Origin of the sequence: Vibrio lentus (assembly GCF_030409755.1) — a bacterium.
In the GTDB taxonomy this organism is placed as follows: domain Bacteria; phylum Pseudomonadota; class Gammaproteobacteria; order Enterobacterales; family Vibrionaceae; genus Vibrio; species Vibrio lentus.
The window spans coordinates 2,750,823-2,765,360 of sequence record NZ_JAUFQE010000002.1 but is presented as its reverse complement, the minus strand read 5'-3'; the positions used below and the strand labels follow the sequence as shown (position 1 = coordinate 2,765,360).

Annotated in this window: 13 protein-coding genes; 12 read left to right on the top strand and 1 reads right to left on the bottom strand. The window is 45.4% G+C overall.

All coding sequences use genetic code 11. The annotated features are described in order from the left end of the window. Window positions 1-19 precede the first annotated feature (19 nt). Window positions 20-2,578: a penicillin-binding protein 1A gene (locus QWZ07_RS20940; protein ID WP_065104131.1), complete on the bottom strand. Its 2,559-nt coding sequence runs from the start codon at window positions 2,576-2,578 to the stop codon at window positions 20-22. A gap of 151 nt (window positions 2,579-2,729) precedes the next feature. Here QWZ07_RS20940 and pilM point away from each other — a divergent pair, with 151 nt between their 5' ends. From pilM to trpS, 12 genes are all read left to right on the top strand, one after another. Beyond that, on the top strand, window positions 2,730-3,755 hold the full coding sequence (gene pilM, locus QWZ07_RS20935; RefSeq protein ID WP_102296354.1) for a type IV pilus assembly protein PilM: 1,026 nt from the start codon (window positions 2,730-2,732) through the stop codon (window positions 3,753-3,755). Then, complete coding sequence (locus tag QWZ07_RS20930) at window positions 3,739-4,353, top strand: PilN domain-containing protein (RefSeq protein WP_192853348.1); 615 nt, start codon at window positions 3,739-3,741, stop codon at window positions 4,351-4,353. Before pilM ends, QWZ07_RS20930 begins: the two co-directional genes overlap by 17 nt. Next, entirely contained in the window at window positions 4,346-4,957 is a 612-nt protein-coding gene (locus QWZ07_RS20925; protein ID WP_192853349.1) for a type IV pilus inner membrane component PilO, read from the top strand. The genes QWZ07_RS20930 and QWZ07_RS20925 overlap by 8 nt, the downstream gene beginning before the upstream one ends. Next, on the top strand, window positions 4,944-5,462 hold the full coding sequence (locus QWZ07_RS20920; RefSeq protein ID WP_076668786.1) for a pilus assembly protein PilP: 519 nt from the start codon (window positions 4,944-4,946) through the stop codon (window positions 5,460-5,462). The genes QWZ07_RS20925 and QWZ07_RS20920 overlap by 14 nt, the downstream gene beginning before the upstream one ends. A gap of 59 nt (window positions 5,463-5,521) precedes the next feature. Beyond that, window positions 5,522-7,216, top strand: a complete 1,695-nt coding sequence (locus QWZ07_RS20915) for a type IV pilus secretin PilQ (RefSeq protein ID WP_102279228.1) — start codon at window positions 5,522-5,524, stop codon at window positions 7,214-7,216. Window positions 7,217-7,392: 176 nt separating this feature from the next. Continuing rightward, window positions 7,393-7,911 carry a shikimate kinase AroK gene (gene aroK, locus QWZ07_RS20910; protein WP_004729664.1) on the top strand — a complete coding sequence of 173 codons (519 nt, stop codon included), beginning with the start codon at window positions 7,393-7,395 and terminating at the stop codon, window positions 7,909-7,911. A gap of 26 nt (window positions 7,912-7,937) precedes the next feature. Further along, window positions 7,938-9,026 (top strand): 3-dehydroquinate synthase, encoded by a 1,089-nt coding sequence (aroB, locus tag QWZ07_RS20905; protein WP_192853350.1) that lies wholly within the window; start codon window positions 7,938-7,940, stop codon window positions 9,024-9,026. Window positions 9,027-9,105: 79 nt separating this feature from the next. Further along, the gene (locus QWZ07_RS20900) at window positions 9,106-10,623 is read left to right on the top strand and encodes an SPOR domain-containing protein (protein ID WP_192853351.1); all 1,518 of its coding nucleotides are present in this window, start codon (window positions 9,106-9,108) and stop codon (window positions 10,621-10,623) included. A 69-nt stretch (window positions 10,624-10,692) separates the two neighbouring features. Continuing rightward, window positions 10,693-11,541 (top strand): Dam family site-specific DNA-(adenine-N6)-methyltransferase, encoded by an 849-nt coding sequence (locus QWZ07_RS20895; protein ID WP_017104652.1) that lies wholly within the window; start codon window positions 10,693-10,695, stop codon window positions 11,539-11,541. A gap of 199 nt (window positions 11,542-11,740) precedes the next feature. Then, complete coding sequence (gene rpe, locus QWZ07_RS20890; protein WP_029222055.1) at window positions 11,741-12,415, top strand: ribulose-phosphate 3-epimerase; 675 nt, start codon at window positions 11,741-11,743, stop codon at window positions 12,413-12,415. A 120-nt stretch (window positions 12,416-12,535) separates the two neighbouring features. Beyond that, window positions 12,536-13,222: a phosphoglycolate phosphatase gene (locus tag QWZ07_RS20885; protein WP_192853352.1), complete on the top strand. Its 687-nt coding sequence runs from the start codon at window positions 12,536-12,538 to the stop codon at window positions 13,220-13,222. 176 nt (window positions 13,223-13,398) lie between these two features. Continuing rightward, complete coding sequence (gene trpS / locus QWZ07_RS20880; RefSeq protein WP_017103608.1) at window positions 13,399-14,415, top strand: tryptophan--tRNA ligase; 1,017 nt, start codon at window positions 13,399-13,401, stop codon at window positions 14,413-14,415. Window positions 14,416-14,538 lie beyond the last annotated feature (123 nt).

Below are 14,538 nucleotides of genomic sequence, written 5' to 3'. Positions count from 1 at the left end.
TAGGTTCAATAGACTCTAACTAGAACAGTTCTTCTACTGCTTCGCCTGATGACGTTGAGTAGATGTCATCGTTGAAACGTTCAGTAATGTACTCGGTTGGCTCAGTGCCTTTCTCGAAATACTCGAACATTGATGAGCTATCGAACTTGTTGGTCAGTAAGCCAGTTTCACGGTCGATACGAACACGAACGATGTTCTCCGGAATTTCTTTACGCTGCGCAGGAACACCCGCTAACGCTGTGCCCATGAAATCAACCCATGCAGGTTCTGCTGTTTTTGCGCCAGCTTCTGCACCAGTAATCTGGCTCTTGCCAAGGTTAGAGTTCGCTTTGGTTCGACCTAGGTTGCGGTTGTGGTTATCAAAACCAACCCATACCGTTGCAACCATGCCAGGGCCGTAACCGCTGTACCAAGTATCTTTCGAATCGTTGGTGGTACCGGTTTTACCGCCAATGTCACGACGCTTCAACGGTTGTGCACGCCAACCTGTACCGTTCCAACCAGTACCTGCGCTCCAATCACCGCCACCCCAAATGTTGCTGTACATCATTTCACGAACAAGGAATGCGTTCTGTTCAGAGATAACTTGAGGTGCGTATTGTACTTTGGCATCAACGTCTTGCTCTGCAAATTCATCCGCCATTGGGTCTGCAGTCATTGGCTGTTGGCAATCGTCTTTACACACCACTTTCGGTGTCGCTTCAAATTCAGTCTCACCATAGGGTGTTTCAATGCGGCTGATGTAGAAAGGTTCAACGTAGTAGCCGCCATTAGCGAATACTGAATAACCTTGTGCTACTTTCATTGGCGTTAAGCTACCCGCACCTAGAGCAATGGTTTCAGAGCGCGGTACTTCGTCAATATCAAAACCAAATCGAGTTAGGTAGTTACGAGTATTATCTAGGCCTACTTCACGCAATACACGTACCGCCATTACGTTTTTAGATTGAGCTAAGCCAATACGCAAACGAGTTGGACCTACGTAAGTCGGTGGTGAGTTCTTTGGTCGCCATGCTGTACCTTGGCTCTTATCCCATTGGTTGATAGGCGCATCGTTGATCAATGATGCCAACGTTAGACCTTTATCAATCGCCGCTGAGTAGATAAATGGTTTGATACCAGAACCCACCTGACGAATAGATTGCGTCGCACGGTTGAATTTGTTGTGAACAAAGTTAAAGCCACCCACCATCGACAGTACTGCACCGTTGTTCGGGTTCATTGCAACAAAAGCGGTGTTCGCATTTGGTACTTGGCTTAGTCGCCATACAACCGGTGTTTCAGTTTCCGTCGTTGCTTCTTCTGTTGGCTCTTCAGAAACTTCGTCGCCTGTTATTGCTTCATGGCGAACCCAGATCTGTTCACCAACCGCAAGAATCTCTTTTGCTTGAGATGGGGCAGGGCCTTGACGATTATCCGTTAGGAATTTACGCGCCCAGTTCATGCCTTGCCATTCGATAGAGCCTTTGCCTTGGTTCTTAACCCAAATCTGTGCGCTTTTTGCATCAACGTCCGTCACAACGGCAGGGACAAGGTCACCATAGGTTGGTTGAGACTTAAGGTGCTTAACGATTTGTTCATGATCCCAAGCTGATTGCTCAGTTTGCCACAATACTTTTTCAGCACCACGGTAGCCGTGACGTTCATCGTAGCCAAGTAGGTTTTTAATCGCGGCTTGGTTAGCGGCTTTTTGTAGTTTTGAATCGACGGTCGTGTAGACCTTCATGCCTGATGTATAAGCAGCTTCGCCGTAGCGTTCTACCATCCAAGCACGTGCGACTTCAGCAACATATGGTGCGCTGAGTTCAATCTCTGCACCGTGGTATTTTGATACCAAAGTTTCATTGCGAGCTTGGTCGTATTCTTCTTGAGTGATGTATTGCTCGTCTAACATACGACGTAATACTACGTTACGACGGTTTGTCGCGCGCTCAAGAGAGTAGATAGGGTTCATGGTTGATGGTGCTTTTGGCATACCAGCAAGCGTAGCGATTTCACTAAGAGTCAGTTCAGGGAGGTCTTTACCAAAGTAAACGCGTGCAGCAGCGCCAAAGCCATATGAACGGTGGCCTAGGAAGATCTTGTTGACGTACAGCTCCATGATCTCTTCTTTGCTAAGCAATTGCTCAATGTGGATCGCAATGAAGATCTCTTTGATCTTACGCATGACCTTTTTCTCATTAGATAAGAAGAAGTTACGTGCAAGCTGCTGAGTAATGGTACTCGCACCTTGTTTTGCGGATCCTGACATCGCAACCACGATCGCAGCACGAGTAATACCAATTGGGTCAATACCTGGGTGCTCGTAGAAACGACTGTCTTCGGTAGCAATCAGGGCTTCAACAAGGTGGCGAGGTATCTCGTCATAAGTCACTGGGTTGCGACGTTTTTCACCAAATTGAGAGATCAACTTACCGTCTTGACTGAAGACTTGCATTGGCGTTTGGAGTTCTACGTCACGCAAAGTGGCAACATCAGGTAACTCTGGTTTTACGTAATAATAAAACCCGAAAATTGTACTGACTCCAAGAATCATGCAAATCAATGTAAATATGAATAATCGCTTTATGAACTTCACCGGATAATCCCTGATTAGTTAAGGCTGATAAGCAGCAAACCCTTGTACTCTAGGCTAAAAACTTAGCTTTCGTTTATTAACGCTTATTTAACTAATAATCACAACCCCTAGATAATCAACGAAATGCTTGGCACTTCAGGAGCTAGGTCACATGGGTTCATCATTAATTACAGGTATAGATATAAATCATCACAGCATCAAAGCCGTGGTACTAAAACCCGTGGGGGAGTTGTATGCCCTAGTGGGATACAAAGAGCTGCCGATTTCGGACGACATTTTTACAGCTAACCATACTCTGGAGTATCAGAAAACTGTTAAGAAACTTAAAGAACTTAGGAAAGAACTGCCTTTTGGCTGTCGCAACGTCGCCATTTCGGTACCTGATAACACAGTGATCAGCAAAGTACTGCAAATAGAGAGTGAGTTAGAAGACAGAGAAAAAGAGTTTTCGATCTATCAAACCTTTGCTCACCAGTCTCCCTTTCCTATCGAGGAGCTGAGTTTAGATTTTGTAAAGCTGGAAGACAAACGATTTGGTAAAGGATCGACAAGCAGTTATCAGGTGTACGCCACTCGTAAAGAAGTAGTAGAGAGTCGAGCGGATGCTTTAACCAAGGCAGGTTTTAAACCTGTAGTGGTGGATACGCAGGCGCATGGGTTACTCAATATCTGGCAGTTGGCTTCGCGCATGTATCCAGAAAAGGGTAATTGGTTGCTGGTGGATGTGGGTGTCGACCAAACATCATTAGGCATCATTCCACAAGGTTCAGCCCCGTTTTACAAAGATATTGCTTTTGGTACCCAAGATCTCCGTAGCACTGACACCCCTGATGATATCGAGAGCGTATTCGGCACCGCAGAGGAGACACATAAGTTCATTGTTAACTTGATTGAAAAGCTTAAGCGTCAGTTGCAGCTCTATTCCTCGGTCAATACGCTTCAACCGATCTCAGGGATCTGGTTGATGGGTGAGGGTGCCAGCATTCCCATGGTCACCGAAGAGCTTGAGCGTCACTTTCAGCTGAGCTGTGAGTCGCTAAACCCTTTATCTCTTTTTGAGAATAAGGTCGCCAAGAGATACCGACTGCCGATGGACTGGCAACACTTTGGAATTGCGGCTGGTATGGCGATGAGTGGGCTTAAATGGCAAGGGGGAAAGCATGTTGCATCAAATTAACCTGTTGCCTTGGCGTGATGAGATTCGCGCTCAGCACAAAAAGCGCTTTGTTCATCTGGTCATTCTTGGTGTCATCATCGCGCTTGCAGGGCAATGGGCGGTGGGCAACTATTTCCATGCTCAGCAAGACAAGCAGCAAGCACGTCTTACTTACCTAAAGCAATACATTGCCCAGCTCGACCGACAAATCCAATCACTGAAAGTCGCGGAGCAAGAACATAAAGCGATCCTGACTCGACTCGACGTTGTGGAATCCTTACAGCTTGGTCGCAACAAGACCACTGACTTCATGAACTTGATGCCAGAGCTGATTCCTGAGGGCGTCTATGTCGACAAGATAAAGATGAATGGTCAAGAGATTGAAATGTCGGGCATCAGCGACAGTACCGCTCGCCTTGCGACTATGTTGGATAACTTGGAGCGCTCTGAGTCACTTAACAGTGTCGAGATGCATTCCATTGTTCATAACCGTAAGCGCTTCAATAAGGAGTTCCAGACCTTCAAGGTCTCTTTTGTGTTTAGCCCTGTTTCTTTAGACAACACAACCGCAGAGAGCACAACCGCGAAGATAAAAGAGAAGGGGGCAAACCATGGCTAGTTTTCAAAATATGGTCAGTTTGCAAGACCTTGATGTCGATGAGATCACTGAATGGCCGCTACTGCCTCAACTGGCGGTGGTTCTATTGCTGATGATCTTGATTCAGGGCGTTGGCGTTTGGTTCTACATCATGCCAATGGATGATGAACTGCAACAATTGAAGCAGCAAGAGCAGACCTTGAAAGCCACTTTAAGGATTAAAGCCAATAAGGTCGCAGCTCTACCGAAGCTTCAGAGCCTGTTGGATGAGCTGACTAGCCGTTACGATTATCTGTTAGAGCAATTACCCGTGCAAAAAGAGCTCGCCAGTATGTTGGCTTCCGTCAATGAACTTGGCTTGGATAATGCGCTGACCTTTACTCGAATTGATTGGGGACAAAAGCAGAACAAAGAGTTTCTTTATCGCTTACCGCTCAATATCGAGCTGACGGGTGACTACCATGAAATTGGTGACTTCTCTGCGGCCATCGCCAAGCTGCCGCGCATTATTAGCTTCGATGATGTGAATTGGCAGCGAGTCAGTCAAGAAAGCAGCACGTTGCATTTCCGAGTTCGCGCTTATACCTACCAGTTTAAGTCGGAGGTAGACGATGAAACTCAATAGAGCGTTGTGTTCAACCTTGTTACTGCTCGTGCTGACGGGCTGTAAAGCCAATCAAGATTCGTTAGAAGATTTTGTGGTGCAAGTTGAAACCAAAGCAAAAAAAGAGGTCGAGCAGCTTGTCCCAGCAACGGAATTTGTAGCCGCTAACTATCAGCGAAGAGCATTTCGCCCTCCCTTTGAACTTCCCAAAGAAGCCATTGTGCAAAACCAACCTTTGGTTAAGAAAGACTGTTGGCAACCAAGCGCACGCTCTCGAAATGGCAAGCTAGAGAAGTACCCGCTGAGTAAGCTGCGTTTAAGAGGCGTGATGGGCAGTGGCTCCAGTGTGTTTGGTTTAGTGCAAACGCCAAGGGGCAATGTGGTGAATGTGAAGAAGGGCCAGTTTATCGGCCTCAATAATGGCCGAGTGACTAAGGTGACGAGCCAGTACGTTCAGATTAATGAAACTCTTCCAGATGGCTTAGGTTGTTGGCATAAGCGCAACGTTAGGCTGGCTCTGAAGTAAACCAATGCCACACGATGTGGATATGAGATGTAACTATGATTAAAGGAATAAGCGAGATAATGAACAAAGGGCTACAGGGTGCAGTGCTGTCTATGATGTTGTTTTTTAGCGTGATGAGTTACGCAGAGACATCACCCAATAATTTGGACAACATCGATTTCAGGGTCAACAAGAACAAAGATGCGGTCATCATTATTGAATTGGCAACCAGCACTGCGGTGGTCGATGTTCAAAGAGTTCAAGAAGGGCTGAGCATTGAACTGCTTAATACTAAGGTGGATGACGACAAGCTTTATTTGTTGGATGTAAAAGACTTTGCCACCTTAGTTGAAGGGGTTGAGGTCTTCAGAGAAACGCCGAGTACCCGACTGTTAGCCACGATCGCCGATGATTATCAATACGAGTACAACCTAAAAGGTCGTTTTATCGAGGTCATCGTGAGTAAGCCGCTGGTTAAAGAGAGTGTCGCTGAGAAGAGTGTGTTGGAGAAAGAGGGCAAACTCATCTCAATTAATTTCCAAGACATTCCAGTTCGTAATGTTCTTCAGCTCATTGCAGATTACAACGACTTCAACTTAGTGGTGTCTGATTCGGTCTCAGGAAACCTCACTTTACGGTTAGATGGCGTACCCTGGCAGCAAGTTCTCGACATTATCTTACAAGTTAAAGGCTTGGATAAGCGTGTTGATGGCAATGTCATCTTGGTTGCGCCAAAAGCTGAACTTGACCTTCGAGAGCAGCAAGCCTTAGAAAAATCTCGTTTGGAAGAAGAGCTGGGTGAGCTTAAATCGGAAATCATCAAGATTAACTTTGCTAAAGCGACCGACATCGCCGATATGATTGGCGGGGAAGGGGCGGTGAGTATGCTGTCTGACCGCGGTTCGATTACCATTGATGAGAGAACTAACTCACTGCTCATTCGTGAATTGGAAGAAAACATTGCGGTGATACGAGGCATCATTGAATCGCTAGACATTCCCGTGAAGCAAGTTCAGATAGAAGCGCGTATTGTCACTGTTACCGAGGGTAATCTTGATGAACTAGGAGTGCGTTGGGGCGTTTCCTCGACCAACGGAAGCTTCAAAGTCGGCGGCTCAATAGAAGGTAACCATCCATCACAAATTGCACCGTATGACGATAATGGTGGAGATAGTGCGATTGACGATTACCTCAACGTTAATCTAGGGGCGACATCGCCTAATGCATCAAGCATTGCGTTTCAGGTGGCTAAGCTGGGTTCAGATACCTTGCTTGATCTTGAATTATCGGCACTGCAACAAGAATCAAAAGCTGAGATTATTTCTAGCCCACGCTTAATCACCACCAATAAAAAGCCCGCTTACATTGAGCAAGGTACTGAAATCCCTTATTTAGAATCCTCTTCCAGTGGTGCAACTTCGGTCGCATTTAAAAAAGCGGTCTTGAGTCTTAAGGTCACACCACAGATAACCCCTGACAATCGTCTGGTATTAGATTTGAGTGTTACACAGGACAGACCGGGTCAGGTTGTGAAAACAGGAACCGGTGAGGCTGTAGCAATCGATACCCAAAGAATTGGCACGCAAGTGCTTGTTAATAATGGTGAAACGGTTGTTCTTGGTGGGATATTTCAACACAGTGTTAGCAGCACAGTCGACAAAGTTCCGTTGTTGGGAGACCTGCCAGTTTTGGGGGCATTGTTCCGTCGCAGCTATGAAAATGTGGGTAAAAGTGAACTACTTATTTTTGTTACACCTAAAGTTGTGATTCAGTAATGAACAATTAGATTAAAAATAAAGTTGCATTAGTGGCACCTAACCTTGATAATTTCGGGTCTTATCACGAATTATCTGTGAGGAATCGGTGCCACGGGCCTTTTAATTTCAGTACTTGTACTGACCTACCTTGTGGCGATGTCATTGAATTAACGTTGTAAATTACTGCTAAAAACATGGCTGAGAAACGCAATATTTTTCTTGTTGGCCCAATGGGCGCCGGCAAAAGTACAATTGGTAGACACCTAGCTTCCCAACTTCATATGGAGTTTTTAGACTCTGACACTGTGATCGAAGAGCGCACTGGCGCAGACATCGCATGGGTTTTTGATGTTGAGGGCGAAGATGGTTTCCGTAAGCGCGAAGAATCTGTAATCAACGATCTGACAGAAGAACAAGGTATTGTTCTTGCGACAGGTGGTGGTTCAGTACTGAGCAAAGAGAACCGTAACCGTCTATCTGCACGAGGCATTGTTGTATACCTAGAGACAACAATTGAAAAGCAACTTGCTCGCACTAACCGCGACAAGAAACGCCCTCTACTTCAAACAGACAACCCGCGTGATGTGCTAGAAGATCTAGCTGTATCTCGCAACGCACTATACGACGAAGTGGCGGACTACACAGTTCGTACTGACGACCAAAGTGCAAAAGTGGTAGCCAACCAGATCGTAAAAATGCTAGAAGAACGTTAAGTTCATTTTTTTCGGAGAGCAAACCCATGGAACGGATTACGGTCAATCTAGCTGAGCGTAGCTACCCTATCTCTATTGGCGCCGGGTTATTTGAAGACCCGGCGTACCTTTCTTTTTTATCAGGCAAACAGAAAGTTGTTGTTATCAGTAATGTGACAGTAGCGCCTCTTTATGCCGATAAAATTTTATCGCTATTGGATCAAGTAGGCTGTCAAACTTCTCTTTTAGAGTTGCCAGACGGTGAGCAGTACAAAACACTTGAAACGTTCAACTCAGTGATGAGCTACATGCTTGAAGGAAATTACAGCCGCGATGTGGTGGTGATTGCTTTAGGTGGTGGCGTTATCGGTGATTTGGTCGGTTTTGCTGCCTCTTGTTACCAACGCGGTATTGATTTCATTCAGATCCCGACGACACTTCTTTCTCAAGTGGATTCCTCTGTAGGTGGTAAAACCGCAGTGAACCATCCTCTTGGCAAGAATATGATCGGCGCTTTCTATCAACCAAAATCTGTCATCATCGATACAAACTGTTTATCAACGCTTCCTGAGCGTGAGTTTGCAGCGGGTATTGCTGAGGTCATCAAATACGGCATCATCTATGATGAAACCTTCTTTGATTGGTTGGAACTGAATCTAGAGAAACTTTATCAACTTGATGAACAAGCACTGATCACCGCAATTGCTCGTTGTTGTGCAATTAAGGCTGAAGTGGTTGCTATCGATGAAAAAGAGTCAGGAATCAGAGCGTTATTGAACCTAGGTCATACATTTGGTCATGCGATTGAAGCAGAACTAGGCTATGGTAATTGGCTACATGGTGAAGCTGTGTCTTCAGGTACTGTAATGGCAGCCAAAACGGCTCAATTACAGGGACTGATCTCTCAGCAGCAGCTTGAGCGAATTATTTCTATACTCAAGAATGCGAAACTGCCAATCCATACGCCAGAAAGCATGTCTTTTGAAGACTTTATGCAGCACATGATGCGCGATAAAAAAGTGCTGTCTGGTCAGTTACGTTTGGTATTGCCAACAAGTATTGGTACTGCTGAAGTGGTCGCTGATGTGCCTCAAGACATCATTAAACAAGCGATTGATTTCTGCCGTACTCTTTAAATTTGGTTGTGATGTTGCCTAGTTAACCCCTAGGCAACTGAAGCGTTTTACTGATCGATCTTATCAGTAGGGATCCCCAATGAGTTTGGCTCATGAATTAAGAGTATTAGAGTTAGAATCTCAAGTTGAGCTATTAGAACGCTTACAGCTTTTGACTAACTTTGGCTCAAACCTAGTCACGGTCGCTGGTAAAACTGGCTCTGGCCGTTCATGGTTAGCTCAGCGTTATCTAGAGTCGTGGTCGACAGAAAAGAATCAGTGCTTACTGCTTTGTCACCCAAGCCAAGATGATCAGCAACACCGAGCTCTTATTCTTAGTCAGATCGTTTCTGATCCACTCTTTAATCAACATGACTCTTTATCAGATAGCCTTGCACGGTTACTGGATGGAGATTCGTGTCATGTGGTTATCGTTATCGATGATGCCCACCGACTCTCAGAACTCCTAGTATCCGAACTGTGGATGCTGGTACTTGAGGCTCAATCTAATCCTCAATGGACGATCAATATCGTTCTCTTCTCGGAACCTGGCCATTTAGACCCGCTGTTAACACGTCTGAGCTACGGTCAACAACACAAGCCTATCGATCTAGAAATCGATAATCTATCCCAACCCGAAGCTGAACATTTCTTTGAATCACTGGTGATTCGATATGTTGATGATGAGTCTGAAGCTCGCGTGCGACGTGCGTTTAATAAAGCGCAACCTTTGCCCGGTGAGTTAATGGCCTTAGGAGAATTGAAAGTGGAAAAAAGGATTATTATTCGCTCAATTATTGGTTCACCTATCAATATCGCGATTGTGGTGGCGTTGTTGTTGGTTGTTATCGGCGGCGGTTACTGGTGGATGTTCAGTCAGCCAACCCCTGATGATAAAGCGCAATCTCTCATTGCACCGATAGAACAGACCGCTATCCCGACGGTTGAAGTGGAAAGTGGCACAGAGCAAACAGGAATCGACGGTTCGGTTGATTCTGAAACCGACACTGACATGAGTTACCAAGGTGCTGACGATGACAGTTCATCTTTACCACCGGTTGTGGTGGAAGGTACAGCCAGTGTTGGCGAAGTAAAACAAGAGCAGCAACGTGTGGTGATTACTTCTGATGTGGTTGATGCGTTATTGGATGACAAGCCGAAAAGTGCCGATACCAGTGCGATTGATGCTGCCGTTGAAGAAAACACAGGTGCCGCGGTGAGCGTGCAACCTGATGCTGCGAACAACGAGTCACAAGCTTCAGTTGATGAAGATGCAGACCTAACTGAATCAACACCGCCGACGAAAAAGATCACCTTCTCATTTGCTCGTGAAGAGTTACAAGCTATCTCGCCACGCGCGTATACCTTACAGTTGAGCGCGATGACGTCATTAGAAGATGTTCAGTCTTTTATTGAAGAATATGAAGTCGAAGACAAGGTTCGTATTTACCCAACACTTCGTAATGACACCAAGTGGTTTATCATCACTTATCAAGATTACCCGACGATTCAAGTGGCGCGAGACGCGGTAAGTGCATTATCAAAACCACTTCAACAGTTGGAACCTTGGGCAAAATCGATGAATCAAGTGCATCGAGAGATAGAACGTGCGAAATAACCCTGAGCTTAGCCTCAAAATATGTTACATTCCGCAGCCTTATTTTTGAGTTGATAGATAGAGCAGTAAATGAAAAAGCAGCGTGCCTTTCTAAAATGGGCTGGTGGTAAATATGGCCTAGTTGAAGACATCCAACGTCACCTGCCACCTGCTCGAAAATTGGTAGAACCGTTTGTCGGTGCAGGCTCAGTGTTTTTGAATACTGATTTTGAACAGTACCTGCTTGCGGATATCAATCCCGATCTTATCAACTTGTACAACCTTCTTAAAACTGACCCTGAAACTTACATCTCTGAAGCGAAGCGCTGGTTCTGTCCTGAGAATAATCGCAAAGAAGTCTTTTTAGATATTCGAGCTGAGTTCAATGGTACCGACAATGTCATGTATCGCTCGCTTGCTTTCTTGTATATGAACCGATTTGGCTTCAATGGCCTGTGTCGATACAACAAGAAAGGTGGTTTTAATGTTCCGTTTGGTTCTTACAAAAAACCTTATTTCCCAGAAGCTGAGCTTGAGTTTTTCTCTGAGAAAGCAAAAAAAGCGACGTTTGTTTGTGAAGGCTACAGTGAGACCTTTAGCCGCGCCCGTAAAGGCTGTGTGGTTTATTGTGATCCTCCTTATGCGCCATTGTCTAGCACTGCTAACTTTACCTCTTACGCGGGTAATGGCTTCAGCTTAGATGATCAAGCGGCCTTGGCTGATGTTGCAGAAAGAGCGGCAATGGAACGAGGCATCCCTGTATTGATTTCAAACCATGACACCACCTTAACGCGCCGTTTATACCATGGTGCGGAGCTAAACGTGGTCAAGGTTAAGCGCACCATTAGCCGTAATGGCGCAGGGCGCAATAAAGTCGATGAGTTACTGGCGCTTTTTCATAAAGAGAAAAACCAGCAACACGCTTCAACAGAATTGTAGTAGTCAGAATAACCCTCGAACTCATCAAATTGAGTGACTCACGGGGACTTTCATAAACTAATCTTTCGAACTGCTAGGATCTGCTTGGGTGCTTAGGTAGAATTGCACACCAAATAGTCTTGGGATCGAGTCTTGTATTTGTTACGAGAGGTCACAAGGCGGTGATATTCGCAATTTACTCACTCTTAAGAGGTTTGGTATGAAAGATTTTCTAATCGCTCCATCGATTTTGTCTGCAGATTTTGCTCGTCTTGGTGAAGACGTAGAGAAAGTACTCGCAGCAGGTGCTGATGTTGTGCACTTCGATGTGATGGACAACCATTACGTACCGAACCTGACTTTTGGCGCTCCTATCTGTAAAGCGCTACGCGACTACGGTATTACAGCGCCTATCGATGTTCACCTAATGGTTAAGCCTGTGGATAGCATCGTACCTGAGTTTGCTAAAGCCGGCGCATCAATGATTACCTTCCATGTTGAAGCCTCTGAGCACGTTGATCGTACTCTACAGCTAATCAAAGAACACGGCTGTAAAGCAGGCGTAGTATTGAACCCAGCAACGCCACTTTCTTGCCTTGATTACATCCTAGACAAAGTCGACATGATTCTACTGATGTCAGTGAACCCTGGTTTTGGCGGTCAATCTTTCATTCCTCATACTCTTGATAAGCTGCGCGCTGTTCGTAAACTTATTGACGAATCTGGCCGTGATATCCGCCTTGAGATTGATGGCGGCGTGAAGGTTGATAACATCCGTGAAATTGCAGAAGCGGGCGCAGATATGTTCGTTGCCGGTTCCGCTATCTTCAATCAACCAGATTACAAAGAAGTGATTGATGAGATGCGTGCAGAGCTTGCAAAAGTTAACGCATAAAAGTAGAACTAAGGTCTGTTGACCTAAAATCAAAAAAATTTAGATTAAGGGGCTCATTGGCCCCTTTTTTACGTCTTATAGCTCAACTCATAAGGCGAAAATTATAAATAGGAAAGTAAGATGTCATTAAGCTCAATAAAACTGATCGCCTTTGATTTGGATGGAACCTTGTTAGATAGCGTGCCTGATTTGGCTGTTGCCGCTGACCAAGCTTGTCAGGAACTGGGGTTTTCTTCAGTAAGCGAAGAACAAGTTCGCGACTATGTGGGTAATGGTGCTGATGTTCTTATCGGACGTTCATTGAGCCGCAACCTGACGGTTGACCCAAGCCTTGAGCCAGAGCTACTGAAGAAAGCGCGCATCCTGTTTGATGATTTCTACGAGCAGGGCGGCCATAAGCTAAGCCACCTTTACCCATCAGTTAAAGAGACGCTAGCAGAGCTAGACAAAGCGGGCTTCACCATGGCGCTGGTAACCAACAAACCATCGAAATTTGTACCAGACGTTCTGGCGCAGCACGGTATCGATAAGTACTTTGTTGATGTGTTGGGCGGCGACTCTTTCTCAGAGAAAAAGCCGAACCCAGTGGCACTGAATTGGTTGCTAGAAAAGCACAATGTGAAGGCTGAAGAGATGCTAATGGTTGGTGATTCAAGCAACGACATCAAAGCCGCTAAGAATGCAGGCTGCCACTCGTTTGGTCTGACTTACGGCTACAACCACGGTGAGCCGATTTCAGCATCAAACCCTGACTATGTCGCAGACAACATTGCGCAATTACTAGATGTCGTTCTAGTTTCAGCATAAAGCGGACAAAAGTTAGCTAACCCACTAGCAAAATACTTATCAATGAGTACACTGGATGAGCCGTACAGAAGAGCTGTGCGGCTTTTCTATTTTAAAGTTAAGAAGCTAAGTTTTTCAGATACTACGTTAAGAAACTAAGTTAACGAGCTTAGCGAACAAGCAAAGGAATTAAAACCATGAGCAAGCCCATCGTATTGAGTGGTGTTCAACCATCTGGTGAACTAAGTATCGGTAACTACTTGGGTGCTCTACGTCAATGGCAACAGATGCAAGATGATTACGATTGCCAATACTGTGTTGTAGACCTTCACGCAATTACGGTTCGTCAAGACCCGAAAGCGTTGCATGAAGCGACTCTAGACGCATTAGCAATCTGTCTTGCTGTCGGTGTTGATCCAAAGAAGAGCACGCTATTTGTTCAGTCACACGTACCAGAGCATGCTCAACTTGGTTGGCTTCTTAACTGTTACACACAAATGGGTGAACTGAGCCGTATGACTCAGTTCAAAGATAAGTCTGCACGTCACTCAAATGACGTAAACGTAGGCCTATACGACTACCCAGTGTTGATGGCTGCAGATATCCTGCTTTACGGCGCGCACCAAGTACCAGTAGGTAGCGACCAGAAACAACACCTAGAGCTAGCGCGTGATATCGCCAATCGCTTTAACAACATCTACGGCCCAGAAACACCAATCTTCCAAGTTCCAGAACCTTACATTCCAACAGTGAATGCGCGTGTAATGAGCCTGCAAGATGCGACTAAGAAAATGTCTAAGTCGGATGACAACCGTAAGAACGTAATTACTCTGCTAGAAGAGCCTAAGTCGATCATCAAGAAGATCAACAAAGCGCAAACGGATGCAGAAACGCCACCACGTATCGCTCACGATTGGGAAAACAAAGCAGGTATCTCTAACCTAATGGGTCTGTACTCTGCGGCGACGGGCAAAACGTTCGAAGAGATCGAAGCGCAATACCAAGGCGTTGAAATGTACGGTCCATTTAAGAAAGATGTAGGCGCAGCATTGGTTGAGATGCTTGAGCCGATTCAATCTGAATACCACCGTATCCGTGCTGATCGTGCTTACATGGACGCAGTAATGAAAGCGGGTGCTGAAAAAGCCTCTGAGCGTGCTGCAGTAACACTGAAAAAAGCATACGAAGCGGTAGGTTTTGTTACTCGCCCATAGAGTGAACTAAAATAACTCGCTTGAGAATTTTAGCCCAAAGTGACTTTGTTTACTTTGGGCTTTTTATTGCCCGCTCCATTTGCCTTCCCAGTAAACCTCTTGTTTGAATTGATAATTTAAGCA

Excerpts from the sequence above, each read along its gene's own strand:
- rpe (WP_029222055.1), top strand. The coding sequence starts at position 11,741 with ATGAAAGATTTTCTAATCGCTCCATCGATTTTGTCTGCAGATTTTGCT.
- QWZ07_RS20900 (WP_192853351.1), top strand. The coding sequence starts at position 9,106 with ATGAGTTTGGCTCATGAATTAAGAGTATTAGAGTTAGAATCTCAAGTT.
- trpS (WP_017103608.1), top strand. The coding sequence starts at position 13,399 with ATGAGCAAGCCCATCGTATTGAGTGGTGTTCAACCATCTGGTGAACTA.
- aroB (WP_192853350.1), top strand. The coding sequence starts at position 7,938 with ATGGAACGGATTACGGTCAATCTAGCTGAGCGTAGCTACCCTATCTCT.
- QWZ07_RS20920 (WP_076668786.1), top strand. The coding sequence starts at position 4,944 with ATGAAACTCAATAGAGCGTTGTGTTCAACCTTGTTACTGCTCGTGCTG.
- QWZ07_RS20930 (WP_192853348.1), top strand. The coding sequence starts at position 3,739 with ATGTTGCATCAAATTAACCTGTTGCCTTGGCGTGATGAGATTCGCGCT.
- QWZ07_RS20925 (WP_192853349.1), top strand. The coding sequence starts at position 4,346 with ATGGCTAGTTTTCAAAATATGGTCAGTTTGCAAGACCTTGATGTCGAT.
- QWZ07_RS20885 (WP_192853352.1), top strand. The coding sequence starts at position 12,536 with ATGTCATTAAGCTCAATAAAACTGATCGCCTTTGATTTGGATGGAACC.
- QWZ07_RS20915 (WP_102279228.1), top strand. The coding sequence starts at position 5,522 with ATGAACAAAGGGCTACAGGGTGCAGTGCTGTCTATGATGTTGTTTTTT.
- pilM (WP_102296354.1), top strand. The coding sequence starts at position 2,730 with ATGGGTTCATCATTAATTACAGGTATAGATATAAATCATCACAGCATC.
- aroK (WP_004729664.1), top strand. The coding sequence starts at position 7,393 with ATGGCTGAGAAACGCAATATTTTTCTTGTTGGCCCAATGGGCGCCGGC.
- QWZ07_RS20895 (WP_017104652.1), top strand. The coding sequence starts at position 10,693 with ATGAAAAAGCAGCGTGCCTTTCTAAAATGGGCTGGTGGTAAATATGGC.